Genomic DNA, 19,040 nt, shown 5'->3' with positions numbered 1-19,040 from the left:
AGTTTCGAGTTTTACCATGTTTCGGTTTTTCCGGGCGCGTCAGGCCCGCTCTTCTTTGCCTTCCCGTCAGATTACGCAGGACATGCGCGCAGCCGATTGCGCCGTGGCGGCTGGTCTGCCGGACGCGGGGCAACTGAATATTCCGCTGGCCCGGGCCTGCGCCGGGGATCTGGTTGGACGCGACACCATTGAACTTGGGCGCACGCTGGCCAGACAGGACCGCTGGGCCGAACTGTCGCGCCAGATGCGGGCCGCAGACGAATCCCGCACGACCGCGCCCGACGGGATGCCGATTGCGGATCTGCTGGCCTTTGGCGCCCGGTCCGACGTGGTTCTGGCTGTCGAACACGCCCTGTCCGACGGGGCCGCCCTTTCCGAGTATGACCTGCTGGGCGGTATCTCTGAATTGGAAGACGAAATGCGCGCGCAGCCCGATGATCCGATGATCGCGCTGGTGGTCGCCCTGGCGCATATCGACCTGGCCTGGGCATGGCGCGGAACCGCGACGGATGCCAACTTGCCTCCGCTGCACCGGTCGCGCTGTGCCGCGCATTTCGACCGCGCCGCGGCCCTTTTGCCGAAATGCCGCGCAGCCGCGTCGGACAGCCCGTTGGTTGCCGCAACCGGTTGCGCCCTGATGGCCGGTCAGCGCAAAGCCGACCTGCGCGTGGCCGACGAATACGAACGGCTGATCACGCTGGACCCGCACAACCAACGCCACATGCGGGCGATGGGCACCCATCTTCTGCCGCGCTGGTTCGGCAGCTACGAAGAGCTTGAGGTTCAGGCGTTGCGCAACGCGGCCCGCACCTGCGGTATCTGGGGCGCTGGCGGGTATACATGGGTACAGTTTGACGCCATCGCATTGGATGAAGAGGCCTGCGCGCGGCTGGATGTCGAGTATTTCCTGGAAGGCCTGCACGACATTTTGCATCGCCGCCCGGATCAGCAAACCGTGAACATGCTGTCGGCCTATTGCGCCACCACGATCCAGGGCGGGCTGGGCCTGAACGACAAGGCCGATCTGGTGCGCTCGCAGATTCACAAGGCCGCCAACTGGCTGATCCGCGACCACATGACAGAACTGCACCCGCTGATCTGGGCGCATGCCGCGAGCGGGTTCAACAACTCGGTCCGCATCAACTCGGCCGAACGGTTTGCAGCCCGGGGCCAGCGCCAGGCCCTGCGCGCCATCGGCGATCTGTTCCGCGAAGAACTGCGCAGCGGTATGGACGTGACCTTCACACCGTCGGGTCTGCGCCTGTCTGAGCACTGATTCCCCCTTGCCCCTAGCCCCTGCCGGGCCTAATACGCAGGCTTAGACTTCTGCGGAAATGAGGCGCGCCATGCTCGACCTGACATACGAAATGCCCAAAGTTAAAACCATTGCCGGGGCCAAGCACGATTGGGAACTGGTGATCGGGATGGAGGTGCACGCTCAGGTCTCATCCAACGCAAAACTGTTTTCCGGCGCATCGACCCAATTCGGGGCCGAGCCGAACTCGAACGTGGCCTTTGTGGATGCCGCAATGCCGGGGATGCTGCCGGTGATCAACGAATATTGCGTGGAACAGGCCGTGCGCACCGGGCTGGGCCTGAAGGCGGATATCAACCTGAAATCGGCCTTTGACCGCAAGAACTATTTCTATCCTGACCTGCCGCAGGGCTACCAGATTTCCCAGCTGTACCATCCCATCGTGGGCGAAGGTGAAGTGCTGGTCGAGATGGGCGATGGCACCGCGCGCATGGTCCGCATCGAACGTATCCATATGGAGCAGGACGCGGGCAAGTCGATCCACGACATGGACCCGCATATGTCCTTTGTGGACCTGAACCGGACCGGCGTCTGCCTGATGGAGATCGTCTCGCGCCCCGATATCCGTGGCCCCGAAGAGGCCGCCGCTTATATCGCCAAGCTGCGCCAGATCATGCGCTATCTGGGCACCTGCGACGGTAACATGCAGAACGGCAACCTGCGGGCGGACGTGAACGTCTCGATCTGTTTGCCGGGTGCGTATGAAAAGTACCAGGAAACGCAGGATTTCTCGCATCTGGGCACCCGCTGCGAAATCAAGAACATGAACTCGATGCGCTTCATCCAGCAAGCGATCGAGGTCGAAGCCCGTCGCCAGATCGCCATCGTCGAAGGTGGCGGCAAGGTGGATCAGGAAACCCGCCTGTATGACCCGGACAAGGGCGAGACCCGCTCGATGCGGTCCAAGGAAGAAGCACATGACTACCGCTACTTCCCCGACCCCGACCTGCTGCCGTTGGAGATCGAGCAGGCATGGGTGGACGACATCGCCGCAAAACTGCCGGAACTGCCCGATGACAAAAAGGCGCGGTTCATCAGCGAATTCGGCCTGACCGACTATGACGCGTCGGTTCTGACTGCCGAGGTGGAATCGGCTGCCTATTTCGAAGAGGTCGCCAAGGGCCGCAACGGCAAACTGGCCGCCAACTGGGTCATCAACGAACTGTTTGGCCGTCTGAAAAAAGAAGATCACGACATCACCGAAAGCCCGGTTTCCCCCGCTCAGCTGGGCGCGATCATCGACCTGATCGCCTCGGACGCCATCTCGGGCAAAATCGCCAAGGACCTGTTCGAAATCGTCTATACCGAAGGCGGCGACCCGGCGCAGATCGTCGAAGAACGCGGCATGAAGCAGGTCACCGATACCGGCGCCATTGAGGCCGCTTTGGACGAGATCATCGCCGCCAACCCGGCGCAGGTCGAAAAAGCCAAGGTGAACCCGAAACTGGCGGGCTGGTTTGTCGGTCAGGTGATGAAAGCCACCGGCGGCAAGGCCAACCCGAAGGCGGTCAACGAACTGGTCAGCCAAAAGCTGGGTTCGTAAATCGATCTGGATACGAAATGCTGACGGTGGGGTTTGCGCAAAACCCCGCCGTTTTTCTTTTCCGTCTCTTTCCGCGCGAAGATGACTTTCCCAAAATCTCCAGCATGTTAGATTGCCGGGACCCGACAGCAGGAAAATCCGATGCAGCGCTACGAATACAAAGTTGTCCCCGCCCCGCAAAAAGGCATCAAGGCCAAAGGTGAGAAAACCGCAGAAGGCCGGTTTGCCGCATCGGTCGAACAGGTACTGAACCAGATGGGTCAGGACGGCTGGGAATACCAGCGCGCCGAATTGCTGCCCAGCGAGGAACGCGCAGGCCTGACCGGTTCGACGGTGAACTGGCGCAATGTTCTGGTATTCCGCCGAGAGGCCGAGGACACTAATGCATCATCCCAGATCCCGCCCGAGGCCGATGAAAGCGTGTCGCAAGCAAAGCCAATTCCAGGACCAGATGCCGTTGAGGCTCCCGCCCCTATTGCGGAAGAGGCCAAGGAACCCCCGTTATCGCTGAAAGGGGCCGAAAGAAAGACGGAATCCGGGGAAGAGCCTCAGAGCTAACAGACGTCAACACGGGACCGGCGCAACAATCCGCCCCTTTGGAAGCGGCTTTGCGGGGTCGTAGCAGGACAAGCGCCCCGGCCCGTCTCGCCAGAACAGGTTCGGATCTACGTGGCACGTTGGCCAGTGATCGCAACGCCTGACCGCGAAATGAACGTGGGGCGTTTTTCCGATGCTTGGACGGTTCGCCTTTTGGACGTAAGCAACCACTTGGCCCGCCTGGACGCGCTGGCCGCGCCTTAGCCCAGAGACCGGCACCACATGAACCATCTCAAGGAACATTTTTTGTTTGGCCTGCCCCGGTCTGGGCCGAACCGAGACATCCATGCTAATCCCAACAACCCCGCCATATACCGCGTTGTCTTGCTCGATATACTTGATCCGCCCGTTGACGGGCGAAATCACCGGTGAGCCGGCACGTTTGCAAAAATCCATCCCCTCATGACTGGTAATTGTGCGGCTGGGCTCGACCACCTTGTATTTTTGCCCATTGCGCAAACGCGTCTTACCATAGTCCAGGCACAGCCCCCCCGTCCGCCGAAATCGGCTGGACACGCCGTGAACGACCGGTTTGCCATCCGGTGAGACCAGAACAAGGTCCTGCGATGCAGACGAAGATGGAAGCTGAAGCAATAGGCAAACTGCCAGCAGGACCCTGAACGCAAAAGATCTTTCTACAAAACGTCGCATTCCTTAACTTGAAAAGCGACGCAGTCGTCTGTCAACGGTTTTCTGATTTGGTGCTTCGCAGCATAAACCAACGAATTTCTGTAGCTTATTCCCCGATATCCAGCGCCAAGGCGTGAATACGCGGCACGATATCGCCCAATGCCTTGTGGACCGCGCGGTGGCGGACAACGCGGGATTGGCCTGCGAACGCGCTGGCGCGGATGCGGACGTTGAAATGGCTTTCACCGCCATCCTGATACCCCGCATGGCCGCGGTGGCTTTCGCTGTCATCGATGACTTCAAGCTCTCGCGGATCAAATGCCGCCTGCAGGCGGGCTCGGATTTCGTCGGTCACAGTCATTTTTTCGCTCAGCGGTAAAAATTTTACCGCCCCCCTCTTCTACTTTCGGCTGCTTAGATTAAACTGCTGCCTCCGAGTCGAGAAGATGCGTTCTTAAGGATCACAGCATGACGAAATCAGACCCTTTCGGATTCGATATGTCCGTCTCCAGCGCCAAGAAAAAGAACCCGCGCGGGCGTCGGGGGATGTCGGGTGCGTCTGAGACCTCGGTGCGCATCTGCGACCACGAAGGCTGCGAAGAGGCGGGCAAGTTCCGCGCGCCGAAAGCACCGGATGTTCTGGATGATTTCTTCTGGTTCTGCCAGCAACACGTGCGTGAATATAACCAGAAATGGAATTTCTTTGACGGCACCACCGAGGCCGAGTTGAACGCGCAGCGATCCAAGGACAAAGTATGGGAGCGCGAAACCAAACCTATGGGTGACCCCGAGGCCCGCGCTTGGGCACGTCTGGGCATCGAGGACCCGCATCAGGTGCTGGGTGCAAACAGCACGCAGAACAAGGGGCGCACCTCGGGCGGCGGCGGCCGTCGCCTGCCCCCCACCGAACGCCGCGCGATCGAAATTCTCGAGGCCAATGACAGCTGGACCAAGGCCGAAGTGCGCAAGGCCTATAAAAAGCTGATCAAGGTGCTGCACCCGGACATGAACGGCGGCGACCGGTCTCAGGAAGAACAACTGCAAGAGGTCGTCTGGGCCTGGGATCAGATCAAGGACAGCCGGAATTTCAAGTAGGCACAGCGTCGGCCTGCGCGCCGGAAACGTCACCTTAGGCGGCACGAACGTGCTGCCGCGTGGCACGGCGCAGAACCGGCTGCGCGGCGTGTATGGCGGGTGTTGAATTTTGTCCGTCTGACGCCTGTTTAGCCGAGACCCCGGAATTGACCTGACAGTTGCAAGACAAGCCGGCCCGGAGTACCAGTTTGGGTATCCGCGGCAATTCAAAACCACCGCGGTCGGAATGCCGTTTTAATTGCGAGCATTTATTGATGCGCCCTCCTTTGGTTCTTCTGTTCATTTCGATGTGCGGCCTCATGTTTGCTGCACTTGATCCTGTCAGATATGACTGGTTTCTGGTGTTTGTACCCTGTGTGACCGGCAGCCTGATATTGCTGATCCAGAGCGCCTTGCATCGGTTCAGATCCAGGGCAAGCTGGGTGCTGGTAGATGGGTCGAACGTCATGCACTGGAAAAACGGCAAAGCAGATATCGATACCTTGCGCGAGGTATTGTCCGAGTTGGCGGGATCGGGGCTGAAACCTGCAGTCGTCTTCGATGCCAACGCAGGGTACAAGCTCTGCGACCGGTATCTGGATGATCGCGCGTTGGGCCGTCTTCTGGACCTGCCCTCAAGCCGTGTGATGGTCGCACCAAAAGGCAACCCCGCTGATCCGTTCATTCTGAACGCAGCCCGGGATAACAAGGCGCGGATCGTGTCAAACGACCGGTTTCGCGATTGGTTCGATGACTTTTCCGACGTTCTGCAAACAGGGGCACTGGTATCGGGTGGATATAAGCACGGAAAACTCTGGCTGGCGTTGGAGCTAGGTCGCGAAACATGACACTTGTCGGGCTGAGTCTGGATGTGAATAAGTGTTGTCATTTGCAGAATAAGGCCAGTTTCAGGAAAACATCCGGCTAACCTAGCGCCATCACCTCTTTCCCTTGCCCTTGCCCGCAATATGTTGCACCACACACGGGTTCAAACCCGGCAATACGGGCCAAAGGATAAGGACGACGCGCATGGCTGACGGATCGATTGATATCAATGCAAAGCCCACCGAGGATATCTCGGTCCGTGAAGTGTTCGGCATTGACAGCGACATGGCGGTCAAGGGCTTTGCCGAGCGTAGCGATCGGGTGCCGGTGATCGACCATACCTACAAGTTCGACCCCGAGACCACGCTGGCGATTCTGGCGGGTTTCACCCATAATCGCCGGGTGATGATTCAGGGCTATCACGGCACCGGTAAATCCACCCATATCGAACAGGTTGCCGCCCGTCTGAACTGGCCTGCCGTCCGCGTGAACCTGGACAGCCATATCAGCCGGATTGACCTGATCGGTAAGGACGCGATCAAGCTGCGCGACGGCAAGCAAGTCACTGAGTTTCACGAAGGCATCCTGCCCTGGGCGCTGCGCAACCCTGTTGCCATCGTGTTCGATGAATACGACGCCGGCCGCGCGGACGTGATGTTCGTGATCCAGCGGGTGCTGGAGCATGACGGCAAGCTGACACTGCTGGACCAGAACGAGATCATCACCCCGAACCCGAACTTCCGCCTGTTCGCCACCGCAAACACCGTGGGCCTGGGCGACACAACCGGCCTGTACCACGGTACGCAACAGATTAACCAGGCGCAGATGGACCGCTGGTCGCTGGTCTCGACGCTGAACTATCTCAGCCACGATGCCGAGACGATGATCGTTCTGTCCAAGGCGCCGCATTACAACACCGAAAAGGGCCGCAAGACCGTCAGCCAGATGGTCACCGTTGCCGACCTGACCCGGACAGCCTTCATGAATGGTGACCTGTCGACTGTGATGAGCCCCCGGACCGTGATCAACTGGGCCCAAAACGCCGAGATTTTCCGCGACGTGGGTTACGCCTTCCGCCTGTCCTTCCTCAACAAATGTGATGAGCTGGAGCGCCAGACGGTAGCTGAGTTCTACCAGCGTTGCTTTGACGAGGAACTGCCCGAAAGCGCAGCAAGTGCAAGTCTGGGCTAAGACGTGCATTTCGCTAAGCAAAAGTGCGTGTTCATTCACGTTCCGAAAACCGGAGGAAACTTCTTTACCCGCTGCTTCCTTCGGTTTTCCGACGACGCGATCATCACCAGCGGGCATCAGGACGGCACCGACCGATTTGAACTGAATGGCCAAGCGACCAAGTCCAAGCACCAGACCCTGGCAGAGTACTGCGACCTGATTGGCCCGGCCTTTTCCGGCTATACAGTTTATGCTTTTGCCCGCCCTCCGGTCGAGCGGATGATCTCACTGTACTACTCGCCCCACCGCTGGATGCGTGAACAGGAAGACGGCGGCTTTGGCCTAGACGCCCGCAACGAACCCATCGACTTGCAGGAATTCGAGGCGCTTGTATCGACCAACCATTCCATCTCGAATCTGCTGGATACCCAGAATATCCCCGCACGATTGATGCTCAATACCAGTGCCCTACATGCGTCCGGAGCACGTGTTTCACTGCTGAATTTTGCAAAACTGCAAAGCGGGCTGAAAAAGTTTGGGCGGAAAAACGGGTTCGATCTGTCCGACATACCCGCCAAAAAGGTAAACTCCAGCGCCGTCAACAATCCGGTTGCACTAAATGCCGGACAAATGGACCATTTGGCGGAAACCGTTCTGGATTCGCACCACGGCAAGGATCAGGAGTTCTTTCCTGCGACGGGTCTGAAAGGTGCGCTGGACGGGGTTTCCAGGTGGTTTAACCTGTACGCATAGGTGCCAACGCGTTCAGATGAACGAACGGGCCGCCGCCGGGACGGAACGGCGGCTTGCGCGCTGGATTTCCGAATGCACCGAGGTTCTGCCGTAAGCACCGCGCTGGTTTCATGGGAAAACGGGGGTGGACCTATGGCCAAGGCACCGGAATGGCTCTAGGTTGCCCGAACAGAACAAGTCCGGACCTGCCGCCGATGAGCAAACCCAACGACAACCCCGCCGATCCGTTCAAGAAGGCCCTGGCCGAGGCCACCAAGGTGATGGCCGACGACCCGGAACTGAACGTCTCTTATACGGTCGATCCGTCGGGACTGACGGGTGAGTCAATGCGCCTGCCGCAAGTCAGCCGCCGGATGACCCGCGAAGAGGTTCTGCTGGCGCGCGGGACGGCGGATGCCCTTGCGTTGCAGCGCCGATATCATGATGACGCGACCCATGCGCGTTATGCGCCTCCGGGTGATATGGCGCGGGACCTCTATGAAGCGATGGAGGTTGCCCGATGCGAGGCGATGGGCGCGCGGGACATGCCCGGCACGGCCAGCAATATTGACGTCAAGATTGGGCATGAGGCGTTGCGCCGAGGATATGATCAGTGCAAACAGCCTGCGGATGCACCGCTGGCGGTTGCGGCGGGCTATTTGATCCGCCATCTGGCCACCGGACGCGACCTGCCGCCTGCCGCCGAAAACATCATGAACCTGTGGCGCGGGTTTATCGAGGAACAGGCCGGCGGGACGCTGGAAAACCTGGATGAAACCCTCTCGGATCAAGCCGAATTCGCCAAGTTCGCGCGGCAGATGATCAAGGATCTGGGCTATGGCGACCAGTTGGGCGACGACCCGGATGAACTGGACGACGAGCAGGAAGATCAGGCCGAGGAAGACGCCGAGGAACAACCCGATCCTGACAGCACCGGTCAGGACGATCAGGACGAACAGGACGCTGACGCCAACCCGGAACAGACGCAGGAAGAACAGCAGGACCAGTCTCAGGCTCAGGTCTCGATGGACGAGATGGCCGATGAAGAGATGGGCGAAGAGGCCGAGATGCCCGAAGGCGAGGCACCGCTGGAGCCGCCTGCCCCGGCCCCCGCGTCCGAGGCCGATCCGGAATACAAGGTGTATCTGAACACCTATGACGAAGAGATCGCCGCCGAGGACTTGGCCGAACCGGCCGAGCTGGAACGGCTGCGCGCTTATCTGGATCAGCAGCTGGAGCCACTGAAGGGTGCGGTCAGCCGCTTGGCCAACAAGCTGCAGCGCCGCCTGCAGGCGCAACAGAACCGCAGTTGGGAGTTCGACCGCGAGGAAGGCATTCTGGACGCGGGCCGTCTGGCGCGCGTGGTGGCGAACCCGACCACTCCGCTGAGCTTCAAGGTCGAGAAAGACACTGAGTTCCGCGATACGGTGGTGACGCTGCTGCTGGACAACTCGGGGTCGATGCGGGGCCGTCCGATCTCGATTGCCGCGATCTGTGCCGACGTTCTGGCGCGCACACTGGAGCGTTGCAACGTGAAGGTCGAAATTCTGGGTTTCACCACCCGCGCCTGGAAAGGCGGTCAGGCGCGCGAGGCGTGGCTGAACGATGGCCGCCCGCAGCAGCCGGGGCGTCTGAACGATCTGAGGCACATCATCTATAAGGGCGCGGATGCACCGTGGCGGCGGGCGCGGCCCAATCTGGGTTTGATGATGAAAGAGGGCCTGTTGAAGGAAAATATCGACGGTGAGGCCTTGGAGTGGGCGCATCGCCGGATGCTGGCCCGGCGCGAACAGCGCAAGATCCTGATGGTGATCTCGGACGGCGCACCGGTCGACGATTCAACGCTCAGCGTCAACCCCGCGAATTATCTTGAGAAACACCTGCGCGACGTGATTGCCATGGTCGAAAAACGCAAGATGGTGGAACTGTTGGCTATTGGGATCGGCCACGATGTGACCCGCTATTATGACCGCGCGGTGACAATCACGGATGTGGAACAGTTGGCAGGCGCAATGACCGAGCAACTGGCAGCGTTGTTTGACAGCGACCCGCGGGCTCGGGCGCGGGTGATGGGAATGAAGAAGGCCAGCTGAGGCTGGCCTTGCCTCCGGCGGGAGTATTTTCCAAAAAGATGAAGGGGTAAGCCCGGGTTAGGAGAAGTAGGAAATGTTTCAGTCCTTTGAAGTCACCGCGCGTCCGGAACAGGGGCCGCCTCGGTTGGCTGCATTGCGCCTAGAGATTGCGCGAGAAGGGCTGGACGGGTTCCTGATCCCACGCGCGGATGTACATCAGGGCGAATATGTAGCCCCTCGGGACGAGCGGTTGGCCTGGCTGACCGGCTTCACCGGATCGGCTGGGTTTTGTGCCGTTTTGACCGACATCGCAGGTGTATTCGTCGATGGCCGCTATCGGACACAGGTGAAGGCGCAGGTTGCCGCGGAATATACGCCCGTGCCGTGGCCCGAAATCAGTCTCAGTGCGTGGCTGAAAGAGCAGTTGCCGGACGGCGGCAAGGTGGGCTTTGATCCCTGGCTTCATGCCGCTGGTCAAATCGAGAGCGCCCGGAAAGAACTGGCAGGCAGCGGGATCGAACTGCTGCGCTGTGACAATCTGGTGGACCGGATTTGGGAAGATCAGCCCGCCCCGCCGATGAACTTGGTCAAAGCGCACCCGATCGAGTTTGCGGGGGAAACGGCAGACAGCAAGATCTCCCGTCTGGCCGAGGCCCTGCACGAGGCCGACTGTACGGCGGCTGTAATCACTTTGCCGGATTCAATCATGTGGTTGCTGAACATTCGCGGCTCGGATATCGGGTATAACCCGGTGGCGTATGGCTTTGCCATTCTGAACGCCGACGGGACCGTGGACCTGTTCATGGTCGACGAGAAGTTGACGGTGGCTTTGGACGAACAGGTGCGGATCCATGCGCCGGACAGGTTTCTGAGCGCTATCGAAGCGCTGGACGGGCAGGTTCAGGTCGACTTGGGTACTTTGCCTCAGGCGGTTGCGGATGTGCTGCAGGACCGGATCGTGGATAACGGCGATCCCTGCGCCCTGCCCAAGGCCTGCAAGAACGCAGCCGAAATCGCTGGCAGCGCCGAGGCGCATTTGCGGGACGCGGTGGCGGTGATCGAAACCCTGTGCTGGCTGGATGCCCAGCCCCCCGGCACGCTGACCGAAACTCAGGTCGTCACCCGGCTTGAGGAAAACCGCCGCAAGGATAACGCGCTGCAGGACATCTCATTCGATACCATCGCGGGCACCGGACCCAATGGCGCGATCATGCATTACCGCGTGACCGAAGAGACCGACAGCCGCCTTGAAGACGGGCAGATACTGGTTCTCGACAGCGGCGGGCAATATCTGGATGGCACCACGGACATCACCCGTACTATCGCCATCGGTGATGCGGGCGACGAGGAAAAATCCTGTTTCACCCGCGTGTTGAAGGGCATGATTAACCTGTCCATGCTGCGCTGGCCTGTTGGGCTGGCCGGGCGCGACATAGAAGGCATCGCGCGTGCGCCGCTTTGGGCTGCGGGGCAGGATTTCAACCACGGCGTCGGCCATGGGGTCGGCGCGTATCTGAGCGTTCACGAAGGCCCCCAACGTCTGTCGAAAGTCAGCCATGTGCCGCTGCAGCCCGGCATGATCCTGTCGAACGAGCCGGGATATTATCGCGAAGGCGCGTTTGGCATCCGCATCGAAAACCTTGTCGTCGTGCAAGAGGCCCCGGCCCTGCCCGGCGGTGACGACGAACGCGCCATGCTGAACTGGCGAACGCTGACCTATGTGCCCATCGACAGGCGGCTGATTGTGGTCGATATGCTGACAAGCGCAGAGCGCACCTGGCTGAACGCCTATCACCGCGACGTTGCGGAAAAGGTCCGGCCAAGGCTGGGCGATGACGCTCAACTGTGGTTGGATGCCGCAACCGCGCCGATTTGACACCGGACTGTTACATATACCGGGCAGAGGAGCGGCCCAGAAGAGACGAGGAAAAAGAAATGGTAGAGATCACGATCCGCAAGGCACCGGGCAAATGGAGCGTTCGTTCGGGTGGCGCTGTACTGGGTGAAAGCACTGGCGCCCTGGAATTGTCGGAGGGGGACCTGACCCCGGTGATCTATTTTCCCCGCTCGGACATCGCGATGGCATTTCTGGACATGACCGATAAGGTCACGCATTGCCCGCATAAAGGGGACGCGGCGCATTTCTCGATCGTCAATAAATCCTCGGTGACCGAGAACGCGGCGTGGAGCTATGAGGACCCGTTGCCCGCCATGGCTGAGATCAAGGGCTATGTGGCCTTCTATCCGGTCGAGTCGGTGAAGGTTGAGCAAATTTAGGCTATCCGGCCCTCCGGGGGGGGCCGCACGGCCTGCTTCCAAAAGCAAAAAAGCACAGGCCAGGGCGCCTGTGCTTTTCTCGGTTCAGGGTATGGAGTCAGACCGCTTTTCACTCGGCCTGCCGACGCAGCGAGATCAGGATGTCCACGATCGCGTCGATCACCTCGGGATCATCCAAGGCTGGGTCCGGCATGGACGTTTCGCCCGCCACGGACTGCGGATTGCCAAGGAAGGCAACAAGCTGGCTGCGGTCCCACTCACCGCCGACGGCAGAAAGAGATTGCGAGTAGTCGAAATCCGCCAGACCCGCGACCTTGCGCCCATAGACTTCACCCAAAGACGGGGCGCCGGCACTGGGCAGCACACCGAAGCCATGGCATTCAGCGCAGCCTTCCAGCGCGGTTTCGACCGCCTCGGCCGTGTGTTTGGACAGGTCGAGGTTTCCAATTTTCGAAACGGCGAATTGATAGCTGGGATCAAACTCGCCAACAGTCAGGTGCAGCACCTTTTTCTGATCCGTCCACAGAACAATCGCGTCACCATATTGATGCACATATCGAATACGAAAACCCAGCGGGATTTGTTCGTTAAACAGGATGCTGTCGCCCTTCGTCCGGATGCGGAAAAGGCTGTTGCCTGCCAGTGAACCGGCGATCAGATCGCCATCCCAGGCGGGATGGAAATCGTCAATAAGGGCCAGCGAGCTGATGGCGACCGATGGCAACCAGGAATAAGCAGGCAATTCGAACTCAGGGTGGCGCCCGTAGTCCAGAGTGTCGGGCAGCGGCAGCCGGTTATACCGTGTGCCCAGCGACACCTTCGGCCAGCCGTAATCTCTGCCTTCGCGGATAAGGTTCAACTCATCCCCGCCGCGCCGGCCATGTTCAACCGTCCACAGCTTACCCTCGTCGTCGAATGCGATGCCCTGCATGTTCGAATGACCCTGGCTGACAATGCGGCTCTCACCGGTTTCAAGATCAATCGCGATCACCTTGCCATACATCTGCTCGGGGTCCTGAGACAGCGGCACCGGCGCATAAATCCCGTCCTGCGCATAGTCACCGGCCGCAAGATAAAGTGTGCCGTCTGCGTCTACACGAAACCGACCCCCGGCCATGTGCCCTTGAATCGCGCGACCGTTCGGGTTGGGCGCCAGGCAAGGCTCTGTTGAAAACACAAGGCTCCAGTCATCCGCGCCGATCGAAGCATCCGCCGCGGCAGCGCCATTCAGATCTGCCCGTGCGATCGAGGTGCGATAGCAGTTGTCACCTTCAACCCATTCGGTGAACGAAACGAGCAACTCATCGTCCACAACGTCCACATCGTTATAGCGAAAGAAAAAATGGGCGAAGTTGTAGTTCGGATTCGCGGTCTCGAAATCCAGCATGGCCTCCCACCCGTTCGGCGGAGGGGCTATGTCCAGCTTGCGGGCCTCATCCCCGCCTACTTCGAAAAACCCGCCTTCATGCGTCATCAAAAGCAGGTCATTGCCCAGGCTGGTCAGGGCCCCGCCGCCTCCGGCGCGTTCAACTGGAACGTCCAGCGCGCGCATGTTTAGAGCGGTGAAAATGGTCTCGACTTGGGTGGTCTGATCGTCGGACCAGACTGGCACGGTATGGGGCACGCCCACGGGGCGTTTGCGCAGTTCCTCGATCTCAAGAACCAGCAGGACAACCGCCGCTACAAGGGCCACCACGACAAACGGGCTGGTTATAAGCCGTTTCAAAAATTTCATTCCCTGACCTCATGTTTTTTTCGTTGGCCAATGCGCGAAAAGGTGCTGCTCTTGCACATAGAAACTGGATTTTCAGGCAGTATCAACCCGGCTGACCGTTTCCAACTGCCGAGATCGGCGAATGTGGATCACGGGTCCTTTTGGCAACTGCAGATGCCGGAAACGGTCATGCCAGCTCACGCGGCTGTTGAGTGCATGTGAACAGCGGACCGTGCAGAATACGCGCAGTCACCGCCGGAGGATGCCATGTCGATCACACGCCGCCATTTCGCAGGACTGTTAGGAGCTGCCGCGTTGCCCAGCGCGCTTTGGGCCCAGCAGGACCCGGTGCTAGGGGCCGTCAGGACCACGCTTTTCGGTAGCAACGCGGAATTCGAGAAGGGCATGGCCTTTCTGGTGCAACGCGGCAACCCCGACGTTGTTCCCGCCCTGATGACCGGGATGCGCTTTGGCCAGCGACGCAGTGACGAGATCGCCAAGGTCATGCAAACCCTGACCGGCGAAAGCATCGGCACCGACTGGTTCGACTGGATGTTGTGGCAGGAACAAAATCCGCAGCTGGTCCCCCACCCCTCTCTTATCCCGTTCAAACGCGAGGTGCTGCTGGGCATCGACCAGAACTTCGACGACTTCTTGCGCCCGGAATACCTGCAGCGGGATAAGATGAAAATCCGGCTGGAAGAAATTGCCTGGGGTGGCGTGCGCAAGGGCGGCATCCCGTCACTGGACAACCCGACGCTGATACCGGCCGCACAGGCCGATTACCTGAAAAAGGGCGATCTGGTCTTTGGCGTCTCGATCAACGGGGATGAGCGCGCCTATCCCCTGCGCATCATGGGCTGGCACGAGATGTTCAACGAAGTGATAGGCGGTGTGCCGGTCGCGCTGGCCTATTGTACGCTGTGCGGCTCGGGCATTCTGTTCGATACGCAGGTCGCGGGGCGGCGCAAACCGTTGATCTTCGGCTCATCGGGGTTCCTGTATCGCTCGAACAAGCTGATGTTTGACCGCGAGACGCATTCGCTGTGGAACCAATATACCGGCAAGCCTGTCGTGGGGCCGCTGGTGGGCAGCGGGATCGAACTGAAACAGCGCCCGGTGGTGATCACCACATGGGAGAGTTGGAAGACCTCACACCCCGGTACGCAAGTCCTGTCGCTGAACACCGGGCATCGGCGCAACTATGGCTCGGGGGTGGTGTATCGCGAGTATTTCGCCTCGCCCGAGTTGATGTTCCCTGCGCTGGTCGATCAATCCGTGCATCGACAGAAAGACTATGTCTTTGCTGTCCGCCAATTCGGTGCGGCGCGGGCCTGGCCTCTGGCGGCGTTCAGCAAAACCCGCGTGATCAATGACGCGATAGCCACCCGGCCGCTGGTTCTGATCGGCAAAGCCGACAAGCGCACCGTCCGCGCCTATGAGCGGAAATCGCACCAGTTCAAAGCCTCGGATGGCGGGTTGGTCGATCAGAACAACCGTAAATGGACCCTGACCGAAGAGGCCCTGATCGGGCCGGACGGCACACAGTTGCCGCGGGTCGCGGGGCATATCTCGTACTGGTTCGCGTGGGACAATTATCTGGGCGACGCAGCGACGGTGTATGGCGGCTAGGAATGCTCTTCCGCCGCCGTCGCCGCCAGCGCGCGGTTATAGGCCTTCAGCGCATCGACATGATAGAGCGCGCCCACAGGGTTTTCGCTGCCATCCTCTTCCACGGTCACGACCGGAATGCAGGGGATCTCGTCGCGGTCGAAATAGGGCATCGCCGCCTCCAGCGTGGCGGAGGCCTGCACGCAAAGGCCCTGATCGATCAGTTCCAGCGCCTTTTCCCTGGTGATTGACTTCGCATCACCAATTGGCCGCATCACCGCCCCGGCGCGCAGCATCGCCAGCAGATAAGCTTGCGGCCCGGCGGCCAGATGCACGTCACGGCGTTCCAGCTGCGTCAGGAAGAACGACCGGTCCACAAGGCGCGAGGCCAGCGCCGTGGACATCGAGACCGAGACCATCACCGCCAGACCGATCTGCCAGTCTCCGGTCAGTTCAAAGACGATCATGGTGGTGGAAATCGGCGCGCCCAGCACGGCAGCCGCCACGGCACCCATCCCGGCAAACGCATACAGCGTATGTGTCCCTGACACATCCGGCAGCAGCCCGGTGGCGATTAGGCCAAAGGCCAACCCCGTCAGCGCCCCGATCATCAGCGAGGGCGAGAACACCCCGCCCCCCATGCGCCCGCCCATGGTGATGGCAAGCGCCACCGTCTTGATCACGGCAAACAAGATCGCCACTGACAAGGTCAGGTCCCCGGCCAAGGCGCGGATCGTAGTTTCATACCCGACGCCGATGATATGCGGGAACCAGATCGCCAACAGGCCCAACATCGCGCCAGACACCGCCGGGCGTAGCCAGCGTGGCAGGGACAGGCGGCTTTGGATATGGCTGCCGATATCCTCGGCAAAGAAGATCGAGCGCATCAACAACAGCGACACAAGCCCGCAGATCAAGCCGAGGATCAGAAACGCGGGCAATTCGACGTAGAATTGCAGAGATCCTGGTGTTTCCAGAATGAACTCGGTCACGTCGCCATATTCCAGCCGGTTGATCACCGTTCCCGCGACCGAGGCGATGACGATGGGCGCGAAAGCGTGCACGGCAAAGTGGCGCAACACGACCTCAAGCGCGAACAATGCCCCTGCGATGGGCGAGTTGAAGCTGGCTGAAACCGCCGCTGCAACGGCGCAACCCAGCAGGTCGCGCCCCGTGATGCCATCGGCATGGATACGGTCACTGACCCAAGTTGAGATCACCCCGGCCATATGCACCACCGGCCCCTCGCGCCCGGATGACCCGCCGGTGCTGAGCGTGATCAGCGAGGCAAAGAAGGACGCGATCCCCGCCTTGCCCTCGACCCGGCCATTTGTCAGCGCGGCGCCCTCGATCACGTCCGCGACCGAGCGCACGCGTCCGTCATCGGTGAATTTGTGCAGGATCACCCCCACGATCAGGCCACCGATGATGGGGATGATCAGGATCAGAAACCATGGCAGTTTCTCGGCATGGCTATGCAGCAGCAGGATGTCTTCGGTATCATAGACATAGGCCTGCAACGCACTGATCGCTTTGCGGAACCCCAGCGCCATGAACCCCGCCGCGACCCCGATGGCCAGCGCAATGAACCAGAACTGAATCTGGCTGGGGCCGCGCCGCCGCATCACCCGCCACGCATCCTTCATCGCGGCCAAGGCCTGATTGAGTTGGTTGCGCAAAACGGTGCGGGTCGATTGGGTCATTGGCCCTCGGGGATCAAGTCTTAACCCTTAGTAAGCCACGGAGCGTTTTGATAAAAGTGGGATCGCGACGGTTTGGGAACCGGAAAGCGGCAGAATTGTCTCAGGCGTCCAGCAGGGCGCGGGCGGCGGCGCGGGCTTCATCCGTGATGGTATCGCCTGCCACCATGCGGGCGATTTCGTCCACACGGTCGGGATCGGCCAGCGGGATGACGGTGGACAATGTCTGCCCGTCGCTGACCTGTTTCTGCACCCGCCAGTGATGCGCTGCGCGGGCAGCCACTTGTGGTGAGTGTGTCACCACCAGCACCTGCCCACCCTGCGCCAGCGAGGCCAATCGCCGACCCACCGCATCGGCAGTCGCACCGCCGACACCACGGTCGATTTCATCGAAGATCATGGTACGCGCACTGTCGTCACCAGACAGACAGACCTTGAGCGCCAATAGGAAACGGCTGAGTTCGCCCCCCGACGCGATCTTGTTCAACGGCCCCGACGGTGCGCCGGGGTTGGTCGCGACGGTAAAGGCCACAGAATCTGTGCCGTCGGGGCCGGGGTCAGCGGCGGTGATTTCGGTCTGAAACACAGCGCGTTCCATTTTCAGCGGTGCAAGTTCTGCCATCACCGCAGCATCTAACTGCCCGGCAGCCTGCTGACGCGCGGTGCTGAGCGTGGCGGCGGCACTGTCATAAGCGGCCTGAGCGGCCTCGACCGCGGCCCGTTGATCGGCCAGATCCGCATCACCCGCGTCCAGCCGGTTCAGACGGTCACGCAGAGTATCGGCAAACGCCCCCAGATCGTCCGGGGCCACATCGTGCTTGCGCGCCAGGGCGCGGATGGCGAACAGACGCTCCTCGGCGGCCTCAAGCTCTGACGGGTTGAAATCCAGCGCCTGGAGGCAGGAGTTCACGCCGTCCTGCGCCTCGCCCAATTCGATCAGGGCACGGCCAAGCGCGGCGATGGGCTCCTCAAGCTGCCCGCCTGCGTTGTCGGACACGCCTTCCAACCAGCGAACTGCGTCGGACATGGACCCTTCGGCCCCGTCCCCGCCCAGCAGATCAAAAGCACGGGCCACATCATCACGAATGCGTTCGGCCCCCTGCATCATCCGGCGGCGGGCGTCCAGTTCGGCATCCTCCCCCGGCTGCGGGTCCAGCTTGTCCAGTTCGGCAACCGCGTGGCGCAGGAATTCCTCTTCGGCGCGCATGGCAGCGAGCGTCGCTTCGGTCTCGGTCAGCGCTTTTCGCACGCGGGACATTTCGGTCCATGCGGCACGTACAGCCGTCAGATGATCCCCTGCCCCAGCATAATCATCCAGCATGGCACGATGCCCGCGCGGGTTCAGCAATCCGCGATCATCATGCTGGCCGTGCAGCTCGATCAAAGTCTCGGACAGCGCCCGCAGCACCTCGCCGGAACACCGCCGGTCGTTGACCCAAGCGGTCTTGCGCCCCTCAGCCGTGTTGACACGGCGCAGGATCAGTTCCTCGCCACCGGGCAGGCCAGCTTCGGCCAGAACCGCATGAGCGGCATGATCGGGGCCGAGTTCGAACTCGGCGACCACCTCGCCCTGCGCTGCCCCCTGACGGACCAGTTCGGCCCGTCCGCGCCACCCCAGAACGAAACCCAAAGAATCCAGCAGGATCGATTTGCCCGCCCCGGTTTCCCCCGTCAACGCATTCAGGCCCGGCTGAAACGTCAGTTCCAGCCGGTCAATGATCAGCATGTCGCGAATATCAAGGGCGCGCAGCATCGGGTCTCAGCGTCCCACGCCAGTAGC

At 60.7% G+C, this 19,040-nt stretch carries 16 protein-coding genes; 11 read left to right on the top strand and 5 right to left on the bottom strand.

The window, feature by feature from the left end; all coding sequences use genetic code 11:
* Nucleotides 1–16 precede the first annotated feature (16 nt).
* The 3 genes from ACOQFT_RS18625 (at nt 17) to ACOQFT_RS18615 (ending at nt 3,416) form a co-directional block, all read left to right on the top strand.
* Nucleotides 17–1,276, top strand: coding sequence for a hypothetical protein (locus tag ACOQFT_RS18625; RefSeq protein WP_421599363.1), 1,260 nt, complete (start codon nt 17–19; stop codon nt 1,274–1,276).
* A 70-nt stretch (nt 1,277–1,346) separates the two neighbouring features.
* The gene (gene gatB / locus ACOQFT_RS18620) at nt 1,347–2,858 is read left to right on the top strand and encodes an Asp-tRNA(Asn)/Glu-tRNA(Gln) amidotransferase subunit GatB (RefSeq protein ID WP_421599362.1); all 1,512 of its coding nucleotides are present in this window, start codon (nt 1,347–1,349) and stop codon (nt 2,856–2,858) included.
* Between the two features lie 141 nt (nt 2,859–2,999).
* A complete protein-coding gene (locus tag ACOQFT_RS18615) occupies nt 3,000–3,416 on the top strand; it encodes a DUF4177 domain-containing protein (protein ID WP_421599361.1) in 417 nt (138 codons plus the stop codon).
* A 6-nt stretch (nt 3,417–3,422) separates the two neighbouring features.
* Here the strand turns inward: ACOQFT_RS18615 and ACOQFT_RS18610 are convergent, their stop codons facing one another.
* Nucleotides 3,423–3,851 (bottom strand): peptidoglycan DD-metalloendopeptidase family protein, encoded by a 429-nt coding sequence (locus tag ACOQFT_RS18610; protein WP_421600068.1) that lies wholly within the window; start codon nt 3,849–3,851, stop codon nt 3,423–3,425.
* Nucleotides 3,852–4,191: 340 nt separating this feature from the next.
* The gene (locus ACOQFT_RS18605) at nt 4,192–4,446 is read right to left on the bottom strand and encodes a BolA family protein (RefSeq protein ID WP_170441242.1); all 255 of its coding nucleotides are present in this window, start codon (nt 4,444–4,446) and stop codon (nt 4,192–4,194) included.
* A 107-nt stretch (nt 4,447–4,553) separates the two neighbouring features.
* Here ACOQFT_RS18605 and ACOQFT_RS18600 point away from each other — a divergent pair, with 107 nt between their 5' ends.
* The 7 genes from ACOQFT_RS18600 to ACOQFT_RS18570 all read left to right on the top strand — a co-directional run bounded on the left by ACOQFT_RS18600 (nt 4,554) and on the right by ACOQFT_RS18570 (nt 12,235).
* A complete protein-coding gene (locus ACOQFT_RS18600) occupies nt 4,554–5,180 on the top strand; it encodes a J domain-containing protein (RefSeq protein WP_170441240.1) in 627 nt (208 codons plus the stop codon).
* A gap of 299 nt (nt 5,181–5,479) precedes the next feature.
* Complete coding sequence (locus ACOQFT_RS18595) at nt 5,480–6,007, top strand: NYN domain-containing protein (RefSeq protein WP_421599360.1); 528 nt, start codon at nt 5,480–5,482, stop codon at nt 6,005–6,007.
* Between the two features lie 181 nt (nt 6,008–6,188).
* Nucleotides 6,189–7,175 (top strand): cobaltochelatase subunit CobS, encoded by a 987-nt coding sequence (gene cobS / locus ACOQFT_RS18590; RefSeq protein ID WP_421599359.1) that lies wholly within the window; start codon nt 6,189–6,191, stop codon nt 7,173–7,175.
* A gap of 27 nt (nt 7,176–7,202) precedes the next feature.
* A complete protein-coding gene (locus ACOQFT_RS18585; protein WP_421599358.1) occupies nt 7,203–7,907 on the top strand; it encodes a sulfotransferase family 2 domain-containing protein in 705 nt (234 codons plus the stop codon).
* 194 nt (nt 7,908–8,101) lie between these two features.
* Entirely contained in the window at nt 8,102–9,979 is a 1,878-nt protein-coding gene (gene cobT, locus ACOQFT_RS18580; protein ID WP_421599357.1) for a cobaltochelatase subunit CobT, read from the top strand.
* A gap of 73 nt (nt 9,980–10,052) precedes the next feature.
* Nucleotides 10,053–11,834 carry an aminopeptidase P family protein gene (locus tag ACOQFT_RS18575; protein ID WP_421599356.1) on the top strand — a complete coding sequence of 594 codons (1,782 nt, stop codon included), beginning with the start codon at nt 10,053–10,055 and terminating at the stop codon, nt 11,832–11,834.
* A gap of 59 nt (nt 11,835–11,893) precedes the next feature.
* Nucleotides 11,894–12,235 (top strand): DUF427 domain-containing protein, encoded by a 342-nt coding sequence (locus tag ACOQFT_RS18570; protein ID WP_421599355.1) that lies wholly within the window; start codon nt 11,894–11,896, stop codon nt 12,233–12,235.
* A gap of 109 nt (nt 12,236–12,344) precedes the next feature.
* Here ACOQFT_RS18570 and ACOQFT_RS18565 read toward each other — a convergent pair whose 3' ends face one another.
* A complete protein-coding gene (locus ACOQFT_RS18565) occupies nt 12,345–13,970 on the bottom strand; it encodes a PQQ-dependent sugar dehydrogenase (RefSeq protein WP_421599354.1) in 1,626 nt (541 codons plus the stop codon).
* 246 nt (nt 13,971–14,216) lie between these two features.
* Between ACOQFT_RS18565 and ACOQFT_RS18560 the strand changes: the two genes are divergently transcribed.
* Nucleotides 14,217–15,581, top strand: a complete 1,365-nt coding sequence (locus ACOQFT_RS18560; RefSeq protein WP_421599353.1) for a DUF3179 domain-containing protein — start codon at nt 14,217–14,219, stop codon at nt 15,579–15,581.
* Here ACOQFT_RS18560 and ACOQFT_RS18555 read toward each other — a convergent pair.
* Both ACOQFT_RS18555 and recN read right to left on the bottom strand, forming a co-directional pair.
* Nucleotides 15,578–17,263, bottom strand: coding sequence for a chloride channel protein (locus ACOQFT_RS18555; RefSeq protein WP_421599352.1), 1,686 nt, complete (start codon nt 17,261–17,263; stop codon nt 15,578–15,580). The genes ACOQFT_RS18560 and ACOQFT_RS18555 overlap by 4 nt on opposite strands.
* A gap of 100 nt (nt 17,264–17,363) precedes the next feature.
* Nucleotides 17,364–19,013 carry a DNA repair protein RecN gene (gene recN, locus ACOQFT_RS18550; RefSeq protein WP_421599351.1) on the bottom strand — a complete coding sequence of 550 codons (1,650 nt, stop codon included), beginning with the start codon at nt 19,011–19,013 and terminating at the stop codon, nt 17,364–17,366.
* Nucleotides 19,014–19,040: the final 27 nt, after the last annotated feature.

The organism is Ruegeria sp. MALMAid1280 (genome assembly GCF_049195285.1).
Lineage (GTDB): Bacteria > Pseudomonadota > Alphaproteobacteria > Rhodobacterales > Rhodobacteraceae > Ruegeria.
Note: the sequence above shows the minus strand (reverse complement) of the source record. Positions and strands in the feature narration are given on the sequence as shown.

What these genes read in the sequence shown, in the direction of transcription:
- ACOQFT_RS18625 (WP_421599363.1), top strand. Translation starts at nt 17, where the DNA reads ATGTTTCGGTTTTTCCGGGCGCGTCAGGCCCGCTCTTCTTTGCCTTCC.
- gatB (WP_421599362.1), top strand. Translation starts at nt 1,347, where the DNA reads ATGCTCGACCTGACATACGAAATGCCCAAAGTTAAAACCATTGCCGGG.
- ACOQFT_RS18615 (WP_421599361.1), top strand. Translation starts at nt 3,000, where the DNA reads ATGCAGCGCTACGAATACAAAGTTGTCCCCGCCCCGCAAAAAGGCATC.
- ACOQFT_RS18610 (WP_421600068.1), bottom strand. Translation starts at nt 3,851, where the DNA reads ATGGATTTTTGCAAACGTGCCGGCTCACCGGTGATTTCGCCCGTCAAC.
- ACOQFT_RS18605 (WP_170441242.1), bottom strand. Translation starts at nt 4,446, where the DNA reads ATGACTGTGACCGACGAAATCCGAGCCCGCCTGCAGGCGGCATTTGAT.
- ACOQFT_RS18600 (WP_170441240.1), top strand. Translation starts at nt 4,554, where the DNA reads ATGACGAAATCAGACCCTTTCGGATTCGATATGTCCGTCTCCAGCGCC.
- ACOQFT_RS18595 (WP_421599360.1), top strand. Translation starts at nt 5,480, where the DNA reads ATGTTTGCTGCACTTGATCCTGTCAGATATGACTGGTTTCTGGTGTTT.
- cobS (WP_421599359.1), top strand. Translation starts at nt 6,189, where the DNA reads ATGGCTGACGGATCGATTGATATCAATGCAAAGCCCACCGAGGATATC.
- cobT (WP_421599357.1), top strand. Translation starts at nt 8,102, where the DNA reads ATGAGCAAACCCAACGACAACCCCGCCGATCCGTTCAAGAAGGCCCTG.
- ACOQFT_RS18575 (WP_421599356.1), top strand. Translation starts at nt 10,053, where the DNA reads ATGTTTCAGTCCTTTGAAGTCACCGCGCGTCCGGAACAGGGGCCGCCT.
- ACOQFT_RS18570 (WP_421599355.1), top strand. Translation starts at nt 11,894, where the DNA reads ATGGTAGAGATCACGATCCGCAAGGCACCGGGCAAATGGAGCGTTCGT.
- ACOQFT_RS18565 (WP_421599354.1), bottom strand. Translation starts at nt 13,970, where the DNA reads ATGAAATTTTTGAAACGGCTTATAACCAGCCCGTTTGTCGTGGTGGCC.
- ACOQFT_RS18560 (WP_421599353.1), top strand. Translation starts at nt 14,217, where the DNA reads ATGTCGATCACACGCCGCCATTTCGCAGGACTGTTAGGAGCTGCCGCG.
- ACOQFT_RS18555 (WP_421599352.1), bottom strand. Translation starts at nt 17,263, where the DNA reads ATGACCCAATCGACCCGCACCGTTTTGCGCAACCAACTCAATCAGGCC.
- recN (WP_421599351.1), bottom strand. Translation starts at nt 19,013, where the DNA reads ATGCTGCGCGCCCTTGATATTCGCGACATGCTGATCATTGACCGGCTG.